This is a genomic window from Pseudomonas sp. Pseu.R1 (genome assembly GCF_045764065.1).
Taxonomy (GTDB): domain Bacteria; phylum Pseudomonadota; class Gammaproteobacteria; order Pseudomonadales; family Pseudomonadaceae; genus Aquipseudomonas.
In genome coordinates this window covers 1,421,835-1,437,473 of record NZ_JBJGEE020000001.1, presented here as the reverse complement: position 1 = coordinate 1,437,473, position 15,639 = coordinate 1,421,835, and the positions used below count along the sequence as shown (strand labels likewise).

The window sequence follows — 15,639 nt, the reverse complement described above, 5'->3', positions numbered from 1 at the left end:
AATGCGTTCCCACGCGGAGCGTGGGAACGATCATCAAACGATCATCAAGCGCTTGAAACACCGACACCCGCCATAACAATAACCGAGGTGCGCCCCATGACCGCCAACGCCATCCCGCTGGAACAGCTCGACTCCGACGCCCTGGAAGACCGCATCTACCGCAAAGTCAGTTGGCGCATCGTGCCGCTGTTCATCTGCTGCTTCCTGTTCGCCTACCTGGACCGGGTCAACATCAGTTTCGCCAAGCTGCAAATGGCCAGTGATCTGGGTTTCAGCGAAACCGTTTACGGTCTGGGCGCGAGCCTGTTTTTCGTCGGCTATTTCCTCTTCGAAGTCCCCAGCAACGTGCTGCTGCACAAGATCGGCGCGCGAATCTGGATCGCCCGGATCATGGTCTCCTGGGGCATCGCATCGGCGTGCATGATGTTCGTGCAGACTGAATTCTGGTTCTACACCCTGCGTTTTCTGATCGGTGTGATGGAAGCGGGCTTCGTTCCCGGCGTGCTGTATTTCTTCACCCAGTGGTACCCCAGTACGCGCCGGGCACGGGTCAATTCCTACTTCAAAAGCTCCATTTGCCTGTGTGGGATTGTGGGAGGTCCAATTGCCGGGCTGATACTCGGTCACTTCGATGGCGTGATGGGCATGGCCGGGTGGCGCTGGTTGTTTCTGCTGGAAGGCATTCCGTCTGTGCTGCTCGGCGGCGTGGTGTTCTGGCTGGTCAAAGACCGTATTGAAGACGCACCCTGGCTCAGCGCTCAGGAAAAACAGGTCGTGCTGTCGCGCATGGCCAGCGAGCCGCAGCCTGCTGCGTCGCAGAAGGTCAAAGACATCTGGAAACACCCGACCACCTACGTCATGTCGGCGATCTACCTGTGCCTGGTCATGGCCCTGACCGGCCTGTTGTTCTGGATGCCGCAACTGATCAAGAGCGCGGGTGTGGTGGACACCATGAACATCGGCCTGCTCACGGTCATCCCCTACGTGGGCGCGGTGATCGGCAACCTGCTGATTGGCGCCAGTTCTGACCGTCATGGCGAGCGCCGCTGGCACATGGCGGGCTGCGCGACTCTCACGGCGATCGGCTATCTGGTCTGCGCGCTGGCGCCAGCGCAACTGCTGCCGTTGATGATCGGTATGACCCTGATCATGACCGGCATCATCGCCTGGATGCCGATCTTCTGGACCATCCCGCCACGCTTCCTCACGGGCATCGCCGCCGCAGCGGGCATCGCCCTGATCAACTCGCTGGGCCAGCTCGGCGGCATCATCGCGCCGTTCATGGTGGGGCGGATCAAGGACCTGACCGGCACGGCAACGCCTGCTTTGTTCGCCCTGTTTGCCGTGAGCGTGCTGGCGATTGCCTTGATCGTCTGGGGGATTCCGGCTCGGTATTACGCCAAGGAGGCTGTGCAGGGCTGATCAACCGGTCAAGGTCATCGGGCGCCGGTCGTACACGGCGGCGTCTTTTGGCCTATCATTCGCGCTTTCAACCGATGCGAACTTCTGCCATGACCACCGCCTCCCAAACCCTCCGCGCCGCCCTGCAAACAGCCTTGACCTCCCACGGCATGCTGGAAATCGACGGTCTGCACGCCTTCGAATTCACGCTGGACGAGATGTTCCAGGTCGAGAGCATGGACGGTCGCGAGCGCAAAGTCTGGCGCTTCTCGCTGGCGCAGGTAGACGCCGCCGAATTCGATAGCACCTTGCAAAGCTGGGTCATCAACGATGGCAACGCCGACCACCGCATCGTGGTACTCGAAGCGTTCTCGGCGGGGGATGACGAGGAAGACGAATAAGCATCCGCCACCATTCCTGTAGGAGCGTGGCTTGCCCACGATCGGCGACGCAGTCGTCGTAAAAGCTACGCACGCGGTGTTTCAGGCACATCGAGTTCGATGATTTTGCGACTGCTTCGCAGCCGTCCGCGGGACAAGGCACGCTCCTACAGTTCCGCTGTGCCTGAATGGCAACTACCTTGCGCCAACCGCTGTCATACCCCTGATTCCCGCGTGAACCACGCGCCAACAACTCCAACAACGAGATCACTCCCATGACTCCCAAATTCCTGCCCTGGCTGGTGCTCGCCAGCAGCCTTACCGCTCTTTCCGTTCAGGCCAATACCATGACCGATTACGACGTGCTGGTCGGCGCCTACACCGCTGGCAAAAGCGAAGGCATCTATCGCTATGGCTTCAATACCCAGACCGGCCAGCTCGACGCCACGCCGCGTCAGGTGATCAAAAGCGAAAACCCCTCCTGGCTGACCCTCTCCAAAGACCAGCGCCATCTGTTCGCCGTCAATGAAAACGGCCCCGGCCAGACCGACGTGGTGGGCAAGGTCAGCAGTTTCGCCATCGACCCGAAAACCCACGCGGTCTCCTTCATCAACCAGATCGAGAGCAAAGGCGAGGAGCCGACGCATTCCAACCTGAGCGCTGACGGTCGTTTCCTGTTCGTCGCCAACTACGCCGTTCATCCCGATCCGGGCGGTTCGCTGGCGGTAGTGCCTGTAGGCAAAGACGGCAGACTCTCGCCCGTCGTGCAAACCGCGACTCATGAAGCCAGCAAGGTCAACCCGGAGCGTCAGGCGTCGTCTCATGTTCACTCAGCGGTCCCAACGCCTGACGGCAAATACCTGATCGCCATGGACCTGGGCGCCGACAAGATGTTTGTCTTCAGCTACGACGCCAAACAGACCCAGCCCCTCAAACCTGCGAAAGTGCCTTCGGTCGACCTGCCACCGGGCAGCGGCCCGCGCCATTTGCTGTTCAGCAAAGACGGCAAGCACGCCTGGCTGACCCTGGAAATGAGCGCGCAAGTGGCCGTGTTCGATTACAAGGACGGCGTGTTCAAACGCACGCAACTGGTGGATCTGGCAAAACAGGAGGGCCAGCAATACCGCGCAGCCGGTGGCCTGCACACCTCGCCAGACGGCAAATTCCTCTACGTCGCCAACCGTGGAGAGGTCAACGAACTGTTGGCGTTCAGCATCAACGCCGGCAATGGCCAATTGAAGGAAATTCAGCGGCGTTCTGTGGAGGGCAAGGAACCACGGGAATTCGCTTTCGACCCCAGCGGCCATTTCGTGCTGATCGCCAACCAGAAAAGCAACCAGATCGTCACCGTGCGTTTCGACCCTAAAACCGGTCTTCTGGGCGATACCGTGCAGAAAATCGACGTCGATTCCCCTTCGGATTTCCGTTTTCTAAGCCATTGAACACTGCCAGTGACACATTGACGCAGGCTGCAGCCCCCGAAAATCAAGGGCTGCAGCCATGTATTAATTGGCGTGATATGGGCTAGTGCCAGAAAAGATTTTTTCTGAAAGCGTCTCGGGCGTAACTTTCATTCCACGGCCACGACGGTCAAGACTTGAAACGAAACACGACACCGAGGTACGCATCATGAACTTCAATCTCTTCTCCATCATCGCCGCGTCTGCCATCTCCGCTTCGGTTGCATTGCCTGCCAGTGCCAGCGTTGAAGTTGCAGAAAAGAAAGTTGCATCGACCCAGAGCTACACCCCGAAATACCTGCAACAAAGTGCCAACTTCTACGCGGCTCTGGATCATAAGACTTCGCAATGAATCACTCTGAACCGATGAATCCATTCCCCAGCCACGACGTACACGGCACTGGGGAATGGATTTAAGAGAACGGAAGTTTCAATCGCTGCATGTTTCATCTTGCTCGATGGTGAAAGAACGCTTTCGCGAGCAAATTCGCCTTCTACAGGTTGATGCGACCCACTGACCACTGCGTGTCAGGCCATGCATCAAATGTCGGCGAGCTTGCTCGCGAAAGCGTTGAATTCCCTCCCTTTGATCCCCGTCTGCTGAATAAGCGACGGGGATTTTTTTATGCGCGGCGTTCCCTATGGGCATCAATCTATCGGGCTAATTGAAGTGCTAAATAATCAACGCGCCTAATGTTTTGAATCGCTCCACATCGTTTTTAATTAACAGTCACTCCGGGCATTCTGGCCGCCATTAAAGAAACATCCCGGAGCACTTACCATGGCCACTGCCATTCTTCATTCACTTAAACAAGGCGCTTATACCGCCATCGCGTTGTATGTCGTTTTCATCGCAGTGGTGACTGTCGTCAGTCTGAATCCACACCTGAGCGAGCCTTCATCGGTGTCCGAGCCTTCGTCGGTCGTTGCGCTGGAGCGTGCAGCGGATCAGGCGAAAGGACGGACGTCGTGAAAGGCATCAATTTCTGGGTGATTGTGTTCTTTGCCCTGATCAACAATGGCTGCTCGTTATTGGGGCATGGCGAGGGATCGGTGGGTGGGGTGGCGCGGAGCATGGAGTTCAAAACCGAAGTAGCGCAGGACATAGAAATGTTGCGCGCACAGCGGCTGACCGCGGGCAACCCGCCACCGAAGCATGGCGAACTGTTCTCGCCGATGTTCCAGTGGTCGGTGGTTTAGTTGTTCACCCAGGACCGCTTCTGGCCGAAGGCCGTAGGAGCGCGACTTGTCCGCGATCGGCTGCGCAGCAGTCGTAAAACCCGGCGGCTCAATTTGCCTGACGCTGCGGTGTAGCTGATTTTGCTGCCGATTCCCGGCAGATCGCGGGCAAGCGCCGCTCCTACGCCCTACGGGCAGAATCAAGTCACCTCCAGCGTACTCAACCCATTGCCCTGACGACGCACCTGAATCTGCACCGGAATCCGTTCATGCATTTCCTGAACGTGGGAAATGACTCCGACCTTACGGCCCTGGGCCTGCAAGCCGTCCAGTGCATCCATCGCCAGTTGTAGCGACTCGGGATCGAGGCTGCCGAAGCCTTCGTCGATGAACAGCGATTCGATGCGCAAGGTGCTCGACGCCATGGATGCCAGACCCAACGCCAATGCCAGCGACACCAGGAAGGTTTCACCACCGGACAGCGAATGGACCGAGCGCAGTTCGTCGCCCATTTCGGTGTCCATGACCAGCAGGCCCAGCAAGCTGCCGCCGCGCTTGAGGCGGTAGCGGCGCACCAGTTGCTTGAGCTGGGCGTTGGCGTGATGCACCAGCAAATCGAGGTTGTAGGTTTGGGCGATCTTGCGGAAGGTGTCGCCGTTGGCCGACCCCACCAGTGCACTGATGCGGCCCCAACGCTGATATTCGGATGAAGCGGCGGCGATGCGTTCCTGCAACTCGCTGCTGGCGTTGCGGCGACGATCATCCTCGCTGATGTGGGCGCGCAGGTCGGCGCAGGATTGGTCATGGGTTGCTGTGAGCGACTGAGCCTCGTCCAGCGCCGTCAGCAGTTGCTCGGCATCGCTGAAGTCGCTGTGTTGGGCCTGATGCTGTTGCACCTGCGCTTCGCGTTCCTGCACCAGTGTCTTCGCTTGCTCCAGTGCCTTTTCGCTCTGTTGCAGACGCTGGCGCAACTGCGTGACGTCGTCATCGCTCAGGTTCAACAGAGCGTCGAGCGCGGCGTCATCCAGCTCGCTGTGCTGAGCGCGCCACGCTGTGATCTGACCGTCAAGATCGGCGATTTCCTGTTCCAGCGAGCGCAGACGCTGTTGTTCGCCTTCCAGTTCAGCCGTCAATTTGATCAAGCCGCTACGAGCCTGCTGCAAGGCCTCGGCAGTGGCGGTCTGAGCCTGACGCGCCTGTTCGACCGCCTGTTCCAGATGCTGCTGCCACTGCTCGGCGCTGGCGTGTTCGCCCAGGATTTCTCGCAGGCGCTGCTGCACCGCGTGCTGTTGCTGTTGGCGGCTGTCGACCCGTTGTTGCAGGTCTTGGGTGTGCTGCTGACGGCCTTGCTGCGCGAACTGCTCGCGCTCGATTGTCTGCGCTCGCTCCGCATGTTCCTGTTGCTCGTCCTTCTGTTGGTCGAGCTGCCGAATGCGCTGGGCAATGTCGTTGTCCAGTTGAATGAAACTTTCGGTGGCCGACTCGCGCCATGCCGCCAGGCTCTCGCTCGGCAACAAGGGTTCAAACTCTTGAAGCGCCGTTTCGAAGGTCTGGTTATCCAGCGAAATGCTGCGCTGCTGATCATCCAGCAGTTTCATCGCTTGCTGACTGGCTTCACGGGCGTCCTGGACCTGCTGTTGCAGGGCTTCGGCGTCACGCTGCACTTTCAACAGTCGGGCCTGGCGTTGTTCGGCGGTGAGCACGTCTTGCGCCAGTTGATGCAGACGCTCGCTCAGCCAGTCGCTGCGTTGGTGCTCGGGTTGTTCGAGCAGGCGAGGGTACAGCGCATGGGCTTGCAGGTCCGGGGTCAGCTTCTGCAACTGCTCTGCGAGTTGATCGAGCTGCGGTTTGGATTGTTTGAGCCGATTGTTCAGTTCACTCACCTCGGCCCGCAATTCGGCGAGTTGTTCGCTGAGCTGGCTGACCCTCTGGCGCGCTGCGGTTTCTTCGCTGTCGTCGTGACCCGACAACGCTTGCAGCAACGCATCGGACTGGTGATACGGATGCTCCTCACTGCCGCAAACCGGGCAGGGCTGCTGATCCACCAGTTGCTCGCGCAATTGCTCGACGCTGGCGCTGCGGGCCAGTCGCTGACGTTGCAACAGCTCGAGCGTTACCTTGAGCGCCTGTTCGGCAGCTTCATGTTCGCTTTTGAGTTGAAGCCCTTTGGCGATGCCTTGGGCGCGGCGCTCGGTGGCCTGTTGCTGCTGCGTCTGCACGTCTTGCAACCGGATGGCGATGTCCTGATGCCGTTGCCACAGGCGTTCCAGCGCGTCACTGGCGCTGTGCTGCTGGCGGCTGTCTTGCAACAGTTGCCCGAGCCGTTCGATTTCCTGGCTCACCGCGTCGGCCTTGACTTCGGCATCGTCATACAGCGCCTGCAAGGCCGTGCGGCGTTCACTCAAGGCCTGTTCGGCACGGGTCGAGGCCTGTTCCAGGGCAGGCAGTTCTTCGCGGCCTTTGTTCAGGCGGGAACTGACCCGCACGATTTGTTGCAGGCGAGGGGCGTATGCGCTCCAGGATTTACTCAGCTCATCAAGCTCTCTGCTCTTTTGCAGTTGCTCGGCGATGGCTTGCAGGCGTGCTTCGACTTGGTGCTGTTTTTCGGTCAGTTGATCGAGCGCGAGTTGACCGTCCTGACTCGCTTGCCCGGCGACACGGGCCTGCTCATTGAGCTGTTGCAGCTCGTTGTTCAGGTGATTGAGCTGAACCTGCTGCTCAAACGCCTCGCTCAGCGTCGGTCTGGCGGCCTGTTGCTGCTCCTGAGCCTGTTGCAATGCGTCTTGATCGGCAGCGACTCTGGTTTCCAATTCCGAAAGATTTGCCTGCGTGCTGGATTGTTCCTGAATGTGCGTTTGAATCTGCACAGCCAGCGGTGAGCGCTGATTGTCGAGTTTCTGCCGCTGACCGAACAGGTGACGCTGCGGCGCGAGCCGTTCCAGGTGGGCCAACTGCCGCCGTTCGGCGCTTTGTTGATCCCAGGTCTGCTGCGCGCCGACGAGCTGCTCGTTGGCGGCCTGATGGCTGTCACGCAGGCGATTCAATTCGCTCAGCCATTGCTGTTTCAACTCCAATTGACGCAGTTGCGCTTGCGCCAGCTTCAGTTGCTGTTGCGCACCGGCGAAACGCTGCTCCAGTTCCGCGCGCTGTTCAGCGTCCAGCGGTGTCAGGTTGCCCGCCTGCGCATTGAGCATTTTCAGCGCCTCTTCGGCTTCCTTGCTTTTGCTGTAGGCGCGACGGCCCAACTGGCTGTAGATCGCGGTGTCGGTAAGCTTTTCCAGCAGTTCGCTGCGCTCGCGGTCATCGGCCTTGAGAAAGGCGCTGAATTCGCTCTGTGCCAGCATCACCGCACGGGTGAACTGCTCGAAGTTCAGGCCCAATCGGGCTTCGAGCAGGGTTTTGTATTCGGTTTTGTTCTGGCTGCTGAGGATTTGGTCGCTGTCCAGATCGGTGAGGGTCTGGCGACTCAGTTGCAGCTTTTTCGTGGCGTTGTCGCGGGCGCGGTTGGTTTCCCAGCGCGCGCGATAGCGACGTTTGTCGATGCCGACGAAATCCACTTCGGCATAACCGCTCCCCGTGCCGCGACGCAGCAGATTACGCGGGTCCGCAGTGCTGATGTCGCCGTCGATTTCCGGCACCCGGGACTGGCCGACATTGTTCAATCGCGGGATCGCGCCGAACAGCGCAAGACACAAGGCGTCGAGCAAGGTGCTCTTGCCCGCGCCCGTAGGGCCGGTGATGGCGAACAGGCCCGCACTGGCCAGTGGTTCGGCGGTGAAATCCAGTACGAACGGCCCTGCCAGCGAGGCCAGATTTTTCAGGCGAATGGCGAGGATTTTCATGGCTGTTCGCCCTCCGGTTGTCCGTCTGCCAGTTGCACCTCATGCAGCAGGGTAGCGAAGTCCTGCAGGGTCTGTTCGTCCACTTCGCTGCCGTAGCTGTCGAGCCAGGCGCGACTGAACAGTTCTTGCGGGCTGAGCTGATCCAGCTCGATCAGGTCGCGCTCATCCTCATCGTTGCGCGCGCCTTTACCGGCGTACTCGGCGCCGATGCGCACCAGCCGTACGGCCTTGTTCTCCAGTGCGGATTCGATCTGGTTGCGCAGGTCAGGTTGTGGCTCGTCCAGTTTCACCCGGACCTCAAGCCACGGCTGACGATCAACGTCGGCGAGCAGGTCGATGTCCGGCAACGCCTTGAGTTGCAGCAACAGATCAGCCAGTGGCGCCGGGCCGATGCGTTGCAGGTTGACTGCACGCGGGATCCGCATCGGCGTGACGCTGGCCAGCTTGTCGCCCTCGGTCTCGATTTCGAGGATCTGGTGCTGGTAGCCGATTTCCGAAAACGACAAGGGAATCGGCGAACCGCTGTAGCGAATCCGGTTTTCGCCGTTGACCTTCTGCGGCTTGTGCAGATGGCCAAGAGCGACGTAGGTGACGCTTTTGTCGAATAGGCTGGCGGGCAGGGCTTCGGCGTTGCCGATGATCAGGCTGCGTTCGGAATCCTCCGAGACCGAGCCTCCTGCCATGTGGGCATGGCTGATGGCGATCAGGGGCTGGCCTTTCTTGCGTTTTTCCAGGGCAGCGGCGATGAGCTTTTCATGCACCTGCGCGATGCCTCGCAGGTAGTTGTCACCCAGCGTCGGACCGGTGACTTCCGCAGGGCGCAGAAACGGCAGCGCCAGGCACCAGCCCAGCACTTTGCCCTTGAGGTTGGTCAACGGCAGCAGCAACCGGTCAACGTCGAGCACGCCGTCGTCCAGCCACAGCACACGGCCCAGCGCGTGGGTGCGCAAGCGGCGCATCAGCGGGGCGGGCAGTTCGATGCGCGAGCCGGAATCGTGGTTGCCCGCGATCATCACGATGGTCAGTTGCGGGTTCTGTTCGTGGGCGCTGACGATGAAGTCGTACAGCCGCTCCTGAGCTTTGACCGGTGGGTTGACGGTATCGAAGATGTCGCCTGCGATCAGCAGCACATCGGGGCTGCGTTCGAGCAGGCGGGCCAGCAGCCATTTCAGAAAACTTTCGTGTTCGAAGTCACGCTCCTGGCCATGGAGGTTCTGGCCCAAGTGCCAGTCGGAGGTGTGGAACAGACGCATTGAATTACCTTGTATAAAGCGGTCGTCGCGATGTTGTAGGAGCGCGCTTGCCCGCGACAGGGCCGTGTCAGGTCGTATTGATGTCACAGACAGACCGCAATCGCGGGCAAGCGCGCTCTTACAAAGAGCATGCGTCGATCAGATGTTCAGATCGTTCCCACGCTCCGCGTGGGAATGCCGTGTCGGCCGCTCTGCGGCCAGTTGTTCATTCACTTCGGGTACAACGGCGGCAAACTGTCCGCGCCGTTGGCATCCACGGGTTTTTCCACGGCAGGCAGTGCCTTGACCGCTTTCCATAATTCGTCGCCCAGCCACAGTTTGCCGGTTTCGCTGTAGAGCGCGCCGTTCAAGCCGTCCAGCGCATCGGACAGCGGCACGAAACGCGCCGCCATGTCGGCCAGGGTTTCCGGTTGCTGACGCGCCCAGGCGTCGAGGGCCTGACGGGTGGCTTGCGGGTCGTTGGCCGCGCTGGCGCGTTTGAGGTCATCCAGCACCGTGCGCGGGCTGGGGCCGGGCTGCGTGGTGCGGGTCAGCGCCGGTTGCCAGCGCGCCCGCCACCAGAGGCCGAAGCCCAGCAAGGTAGTGAACGCCAGCAGCACGGTGCTCAACTGCCACGGCCACACGGGCGGGCCAATGACCGTGACACCCGCATTGTCGCTGACCGGCATGTCCACGGCCAACGCCGGATTGGTGCTGACTTGCAGAGTTCGGGCAGGCAACGAGCTGTGTTCCAGATGATCTTCCAGCGTGTTCCACCAGACCACGTCCACCGCCGGAATGTCGATGGCGCCCGGACGATTGGGCACCAACGCCTCGCGTTCTTCGCGACTGCCCACCAGCCCCCGTTCGTTCGCCTGATTGCTCAATTGCGGCTGATCAGGGTAACGGCGCAGGGCGCTGACGTCGGTGGCGGGCAGCGGCGGCAGTTGCGCGCTGGACAGTCCTTCGGCAGTGACCACCAACGTGCGGGTCAGGGAGTCGCCAATCTGGGTATGCGCCGGGTCCGGGCTCCAGCTTTCGCTCAGGCTGATGCTGCGCGCGGGTAGCCAGGGCGTGTTGGCCGGGTAGTGCGCGGGTTGCGGCTTGACCTTCAACGTCAGTGGATCGGAAGTGACGCGCATCAGTTTGCCGGGTTTGGGACTGGTCGCCACGGCAGGCTGACTGGTGGCGGCCGCCTGACTGACTTCAGGGATGTCCTGCACCATGGTGGCGCTGAAGGCTTGCGGCGGGATGGTCAGATCGCCGCTTTGCTGTGGGTACAGCGCGTAACGCATTTCGATCACGCCATGGCGAATGCCGTTGATCTGTTTTTCATAGGTGCGCGTGTCGCCAAGCTTTTCGATGCGCACATCCGGTACTTGCAGTGGGCTGAGGTTGCTGTCATCGAACAACGAGACCGAGTGATAGACGCGCACGGTCAACACCGCCTGCGCCTGCACGTAGACGGTGTCCTGATCCAGACTCGCTTCCATGAATACTGGCGCCAGCTTCTGTTCCTGCGCCTGCCCGGACGCTTCGACCTCCACCACTTGCAGGGTGATCGGTTGGCTGACCAGTTCGCCGAGTTTGAGCGGGGGAATCTCGATGGAGCCGCTGTGACGCGGCATCAGGGTGATCAGCCAGCGCGTGGTGGCGTGAACATTGCCCTCCAGCGTGGTAAGGCTGTTGAGCTGTCGGGTGTCGCGGACTTCGAAGTCGGCGTCCAGCGCGCTCATGTCAGGTTTGCCGAACAGGGTCGCGTCGTCGGATTCCAGGGTCAGTTCGACGGTTTCCCCGGTGTTGACCCGCGTGCGATCAACGCTGGCCTGCAGCGTGTCGGCAGGCGTGTCGGCGCGCGCCACAAGGGCGAGCAGGCACAACAGCCCGGCGATAACCACAGAGTGCACACGATTCATCGGGTTTTTTCCTGATGTTGCTGTTGTTCATACCAGAATTTGCGCCGCAACAATTCGCCGGGCTCATCCGGGATCTGCCGCAACCACTGTTCAAGCGCCTGACGTTGTTCGCCGCTGATGTGACTGTCGGCGGGGCGCGTCGGTGCGCGGGTCGGTTCGTCTGCATCCGGCGATGTGTCTGCGGCATCGCTGGCGCCGTTGGCGGCAGACATCGCCTGCGAGCTGTTGGCGTTGTCGTCTTCGTCGTTTTGCACCGGGGCCTGTTGACTGGACGACGTTTGCTCGGCGTTGTCCGGGTTCGGCTTGTCGGCGGTCTCGTCGGTCTCGTTCTTGCCTTTGCTGGCATCCTCGGCGGCGGCCTGTTCGTTCTGTTGCTTCATTTCTTCGATCAGGGCCTTGTTCGCCGCGGCAGCCGGGAAATCCGGCTGGCGTTCGAGTGCCTGTTCGTAGGCGTCGATGGCCGCGTCCAGCTCGCCACTTTTGGCCAGCGCGTTGCCCCGATTGTAATGGTCGGCGGCGGTATTGCCCTGGGCAAAACGCTGAGCGGCAGCCGCGTAGTCACCCGCTTCATAGAGCGCGATGCCTTGCCACTGGATGTCCTCGAAACGCTGCGCCGCTTCGGCAGGGCGATGGCGTTGCAGCAGGCGTTGGCCTTGTTGGTCGGGGCGTCGCCATAAATCCTGAAACTCGAAGGCGTAGCTGGGCTGGGGCAAAAACATCAACAGCGGCAGGCACAGGATCCAGCCGCGACGACCCGCGCAGGCCGCCAGCAGCAATAACGGCAACAACAGCCAGTAGCCCTGATCGGCCCAACTGTCGAGTTGCAGCGTCTGACCCTGACTGCGAAGGTCTTTCGGGCCGTCGAGCAGGCCCAGTTCGCGCAGGTCTTCGTCGTCCAGACGCAGCGACGTGTAACGACCGCCTTCGGACTCGGCGAAGTCTTTGAGGCTGGCGCTGTCCAGACGCGGCACGATGATCCCGCCCTGAGCGTCCTTGAGGAAGCCGCCTTTTTCCTGAGTGACCGGCGCGCCTTCTGCTGTGCCGACCCCCAGCATCAGCAGTTGAGGTGCATGGCCGGTCATGGCCTGGCGGATGCCTTGCCGCTCGGTTTCGCTCAGCGACGAGCCGATCCATAGAATGCGGCCCAGCCCCAGATCGCCCTGTTTGAGCAGGTCCAGTGCCTTGGTCACCCCCAGATCTGCACGCTGACCGGCTTCGGGCATGATCGACGGACGGATCGCGTCCAGCAGGTTTTTGCTGGTGCCCAGATCGTCTGATAGCGGCACCAGTGTGTGGGCGCTGCCCGCGTAGACGATGATCGCCGTTTGCGAATCGCTGCGGGCCTGCAACAGATCCAGCAACTTGCGCCGAGCCTGCTCCAGGCGTGACGGTGGGCTGTCGGCGGCGAGCATTTCCGGTGTCAGTTCCAGCAGCACCACCACGGGGTCCACGGGGCGTTGACTGGTTTGTTCCACCCGTTGCCAGCTCGGCCCGAGCAGGGCGAGCAACGCCAGCAACCAGCCCAGCGCCAGCGCGATCCACGGCAATTTGCTTTCTCGCCCGTTACCGCCACTGAGCAGCACTGAATGAAAGGCGCTCGGTAGAATCATCTGCCAGCGACCGACCCGCTTTTGCCGATGCCACAGGCGCCAGATCAACCAACCCAGCAAGGGCAGAATCAACAGCCAGCCGGGGCGTAGCCAGTGTGGCCAGGCGGCAAACCACGAACTGATCATCGACGCCTCCGCAGCCGCTTGAAGCGTTGACGCCATTGTGGGCCTTGATGCAGCACCGGCTGGCGGGCGAGGAAACGGTACACGGGGTTGTGCGGCCAGCGCTCGTGAATGACCAACACAATGCTCAGCAGCAAGGCGATCGCCAGTGGCCAGTGATACAGCGCCAGGGCAGGACGGGCTTGGGTCGGTTGTTGAGTCACCGGTTCGAGGGCGTCGAGGGTCTTGCCGATCTGCGCCAGTTGCGCGCCGTCCCGAGCGCGGAAATATTGCCCGCCGGTGATTTCGGCGATTTCCCGCAGCGCAGGTTCATCCAGATCCAGGCTCGCGTTCAGCCCCAGAATGCTCGTTGCGCCCTTGTCGGGGTCGGCGCCGATGCCGATCGGGTAAATTTTCACGCCTTCGCCCGCCGCCAGGCGAGCGGCGGTTGCAGGGTCGATTTGCCCGGCGTTGTTGGCGCCGTCGGTGACCAGAATCAACACGCGACTTTGCGCCGGACGCAAACGCAGGCGCTTGAGGGCCAGGCCGATGGCGTCGCCGATAGCGGTGTTCTTGCCCGCGATGCCGATGCGTGCTTCGTCCAGCCAGGTGCGTACGGTCTTGCGGTCGAAGGTCAGTGGCGCCTGCAGATAGGCCTGACTGCCGAACAGGATCAGGCCCACGCGGTCGCCTTGTCGGTGTTCGAGGAAGTCCCCCAGCAATTGCTTGACCAGCGTCAGACGACTGACTTCGTCGCTTTGCCAGACCATATCCGGGTAGTCCATCGAGCCTGAGACATCCACCGCTACCAGCAGATCGCGCCCGCTGGCCGCGACGGGCAACGGATCGCCCAGCCATTGCGGGCGGGCGGCGGCCACGAGCAGCAACAGCCACAGGATCACGAATGGCAACTGCCGACGCCAGCCGGGCAGATGAGCGCGGGCACGGCGACCCGCCAGACCTTCCAGTTCATCGATAAAACTGACCTTGAGCGCGGCTTCGCCACTGTCGGCCACTGGCAGCACGAAGCGCAGCAGCCACGGCAATGGCAGCAAGGCAAACACCCACGACCAGGCGAACTCAAACATGTTTGCGAATCCAGGTTTCGACCGACTGGGTCAGGCCGTTAATGGCCTTGTCGTCGAGTTTGCATTCGGGTTTGTAGGCGCCTTCGACGAGCACCATCCAGCGCGTGAGGCCCGCCGCCGGGCAGCGGTTGTCAAGGAATGCCAGCCACTTGCGGCCGTTCAGGGTGTGACTCTGGGCATGAGGGTAATCGTTGCGGCACAGGCGTTTGAGCAGGCCGTTGATCTGTTGCAGCCAGGCGCCTGCCGGTGCGCCGTCATAGGGTTTGGGCATCTGCGCCAGTTCCTGAAGCGCGGCCTGACGGCGCGGGTCCAGTGGCTGCTCGGCCACTTCCTTTGCGGCTTTCTTCGGCAGCCACACCCGCGCGCGCCACACGCCGTAGCCGAGCAGCGGAATCAGGATCAGTAACATCCACCAACCGGGCGCAGGGGGCCAGGCACTCACGGGGGGCGGCAGGATCATCGGTTGCAACTGGTCCAACTGGCTCATTTCTGTTTCACCGGCTGGTTCGCGTTGAGGTAATCGCGCAGTTGCTCGACCATTTCCTGCTGGGTGTTCAGGGGGATCATCAGCACCCGCAGTTTCTGTGCCAGCAATTCCCAGCGCGCCTGACGGGCTTCGCCTTGAGCACGGTAGGTCTGACGGAGGTCCGAGTTGAGGGTGTCGAGTTCCAGCCGCGCGCCGCGATCATTGAAACGCAGCAGCCCGGCAGCGGGCAGCGCGTGATCCAGTGGGTCGGACAGAGGCAACAGCAGCAGGTCGCAATGGCGTGAAAGCAGCGCCAGTTGTTGCTCGGCGGAATCGGACAGCGTGCGCTCGTCACACAGGATGAACACCAGGCTGCCCGGTCGTAGCACTTCACGCGCCCGACGCAGCGCCACGCCGAAGGTGTCGCGGTCGGCCACGGCTTCGGTGTGCAGAGACTGATTGGCTCGCACCAGCCGGTTGAGCAGCTGCAACAGGCTTTGCTTGCTGCGTCGAGGCTTGATTTCGTAATGCTGGTTGTCACCGAACACCAGGCCACCCACTCGGTCGTTATGGCCCAGCGCTGCCCAGCCGATCAACGCCGCCGCCTGTGCCGCCAGCACTGACTTGAACATCAGCCCCGAGCCGAAGAACAGCCGACGGCTCTGCTCGACCATGATGAAGATCGGCCGCTCGCGTTCTTCATGGAACAGTTTGGTGTGCGGCTCTTGCGTGCGGGCGGTCACGCGCCAGTCGATGGTGCGTACGTCGTCGCCCGCCTGATACACCCGCACCTGATCGAAGTCGACACCTCGACCCCGCAGTTTGGAGTGGTGCAGGCCGATCAGCGGACTGCGTCGACCGGGGGATGAGAACAACTGGACTTCCCGCACGCGATGACGCATCTCGATCAGCTCGGCGAGGCTGATGCGGATGCCCGGTTGGGAAATCTGATAGGGCTGCATG

At 61.4% G+C, this 15,639-nt stretch carries 13 protein-coding genes; 6 read left to right on the top strand and 7 right to left on the bottom strand.

The window, feature by feature from the left end; all coding sequences use genetic code 11:
- The first annotated feature begins 96 nt into the window (after positions 1-96).
- The 6 genes from ACI5GA_RS06755 (at position 97) to ACI5GA_RS06730 (ending at position 4,441) form a co-directional block, all read left to right on the top strand.
- Positions 97-1,422 carry an MFS transporter gene (locus tag ACI5GA_RS06755; protein WP_404631297.1) on the top strand — a complete coding sequence of 442 codons (1,326 nt, stop codon included), beginning with the start codon at positions 97-99 and terminating at the stop codon, positions 1,420-1,422.
- 89 nt (positions 1,423-1,511) lie between these two features.
- On the top strand, positions 1,512-1,802 hold the full coding sequence (locus tag ACI5GA_RS06750; protein WP_404631295.1) for a DUF5629 family protein: 291 nt from the start codon (positions 1,512-1,514) through the stop codon (positions 1,800-1,802).
- A gap of 254 nt (positions 1,803-2,056) precedes the next feature.
- On the top strand, positions 2,057-3,223 hold the full coding sequence (locus ACI5GA_RS06745; protein ID WP_421422297.1) for a lactonase family protein: 1,167 nt from the start codon (positions 2,057-2,059) through the stop codon (positions 3,221-3,223).
- 187 nt (positions 3,224-3,410) lie between these two features.
- Positions 3,411-3,593: a hypothetical protein gene (locus ACI5GA_RS06740; protein ID WP_404631291.1), complete on the top strand. Its 183-nt coding sequence runs from the start codon at positions 3,411-3,413 to the stop codon at positions 3,591-3,593.
- Positions 3,594-4,022: 429 nt separating this feature from the next.
- Positions 4,023-4,214 (top strand): hypothetical protein, encoded by a 192-nt coding sequence (locus tag ACI5GA_RS06735; RefSeq protein ID WP_421422296.1) that lies wholly within the window; start codon positions 4,023-4,025, stop codon positions 4,212-4,214.
- The gene (locus ACI5GA_RS06730; RefSeq protein WP_404631287.1) at positions 4,211-4,441 is read left to right on the top strand and encodes a hypothetical protein; all 231 of its coding nucleotides are present in this window, start codon (positions 4,211-4,213) and stop codon (positions 4,439-4,441) included. Before ACI5GA_RS06735 ends, ACI5GA_RS06730 begins: the two co-directional genes overlap by 4 nt.
- 179 nt (positions 4,442-4,620) lie before the next feature.
- Here ACI5GA_RS06730 and ACI5GA_RS06725 read toward each other — a convergent pair whose 3' ends face one another.
- From ACI5GA_RS06725 to ACI5GA_RS06695, 7 genes are all read right to left on the bottom strand, one after another.
- Positions 4,621-8,262, bottom strand: coding sequence for an AAA family ATPase (locus ACI5GA_RS06725; RefSeq protein ID WP_421422295.1), 3,642 nt, complete (start codon positions 8,260-8,262; stop codon positions 4,621-4,623).
- Entirely contained in the window at positions 8,259-9,515 is a 1,257-nt protein-coding gene (locus ACI5GA_RS06720) for an exonuclease SbcCD subunit D C-terminal domain-containing protein (protein WP_421422294.1), read from the bottom strand. Before ACI5GA_RS06720 ends, ACI5GA_RS06725 begins: the two co-directional genes overlap by 4 nt.
- Before the next feature lie 209 nt (positions 9,516-9,724).
- Positions 9,725-11,410, bottom strand: coding sequence for a BatD family protein (locus ACI5GA_RS06715; protein WP_421422293.1), 1,686 nt, complete (start codon positions 11,408-11,410; stop codon positions 9,725-9,727).
- A complete protein-coding gene (locus tag ACI5GA_RS06710; RefSeq protein WP_421422292.1) occupies positions 11,407-13,146 on the bottom strand; it encodes a VWA domain-containing protein in 1,740 nt (579 codons plus the stop codon). The genes ACI5GA_RS06715 and ACI5GA_RS06710 overlap by 4 nt, the downstream gene beginning before the upstream one ends.
- Positions 13,143-14,210: a vWA domain-containing protein gene (locus ACI5GA_RS06705; protein WP_404631277.1), complete on the bottom strand. Its 1,068-nt coding sequence runs from the start codon at positions 14,208-14,210 to the stop codon at positions 13,143-13,145. The genes ACI5GA_RS06710 and ACI5GA_RS06705 overlap by 4 nt, the downstream gene beginning before the upstream one ends.
- Positions 14,203-14,697: a DUF4381 domain-containing protein gene (locus ACI5GA_RS06700; protein ID WP_421422291.1), complete on the bottom strand. Its 495-nt coding sequence runs from the start codon at positions 14,695-14,697 to the stop codon at positions 14,203-14,205. The genes ACI5GA_RS06705 and ACI5GA_RS06700 overlap by 8 nt, the downstream gene beginning before the upstream one ends.
- Positions 14,694-15,638 (bottom strand): DUF58 domain-containing protein, encoded by a 945-nt coding sequence (locus ACI5GA_RS06695; protein WP_404631273.1) that lies wholly within the window; start codon positions 15,636-15,638, stop codon positions 14,694-14,696. Before ACI5GA_RS06695 ends, ACI5GA_RS06700 begins: the two co-directional genes overlap by 4 nt.
- Between the last annotated feature and the right edge of the window lies 1 nt (position 15,639).

Excerpts from the sequence above, each read along its gene's own strand:
- ACI5GA_RS06755 (WP_404631297.1), top strand. The coding sequence starts at position 97 with ATGACCGCCAACGCCATCCCGCTGGAACAGCTCGACTCCGACGCCCTG.
- ACI5GA_RS06750 (WP_404631295.1), top strand. The coding sequence starts at position 1,512 with ATGACCACCGCCTCCCAAACCCTCCGCGCCGCCCTGCAAACAGCCTTG.
- ACI5GA_RS06745 (WP_421422297.1), top strand. The coding sequence starts at position 2,057 with ATGACTCCCAAATTCCTGCCCTGGCTGGTGCTCGCCAGCAGCCTTACC.
- ACI5GA_RS06740 (WP_404631291.1), top strand. The coding sequence starts at position 3,411 with ATGAACTTCAATCTCTTCTCCATCATCGCCGCGTCTGCCATCTCCGCT.
- ACI5GA_RS06735 (WP_421422296.1), top strand. The coding sequence starts at position 4,023 with ATGGCCACTGCCATTCTTCATTCACTTAAACAAGGCGCTTATACCGCC.
- ACI5GA_RS06725 (WP_421422295.1), bottom strand. The coding sequence starts at position 8,262 with ATGAAAATCCTCGCCATTCGCCTGAAAAATCTGGCCTCGCTGGCAGGG.
- ACI5GA_RS06720 (WP_421422294.1), bottom strand. The coding sequence starts at position 9,515 with ATGCGTCTGTTCCACACCTCCGACTGGCACTTGGGCCAGAACCTCCAT.
- ACI5GA_RS06715 (WP_421422293.1), bottom strand. The coding sequence starts at position 11,410 with ATGAATCGTGTGCACTCTGTGGTTATCGCCGGGCTGTTGTGCCTGCTC.
- ACI5GA_RS06710 (WP_421422292.1), bottom strand. The coding sequence starts at position 13,146 with ATGATCAGTTCGTGGTTTGCCGCCTGGCCACACTGGCTACGCCCCGGC.
- ACI5GA_RS06705 (WP_404631277.1), bottom strand. The coding sequence starts at position 14,210 with ATGTTTGAGTTCGCCTGGTCGTGGGTGTTTGCCTTGCTGCCATTGCCG.
- ACI5GA_RS06700 (WP_421422291.1), bottom strand. The coding sequence starts at position 14,697 with ATGAGCCAGTTGGACCAGTTGCAACCGATGATCCTGCCGCCCCCCGTG.
- ACI5GA_RS06695 (WP_404631273.1), bottom strand. The coding sequence starts at position 15,638 with ATGCAGCCCTATCAGATTTCCCAACCGGGCATCCGCATCAGCCTCGCC.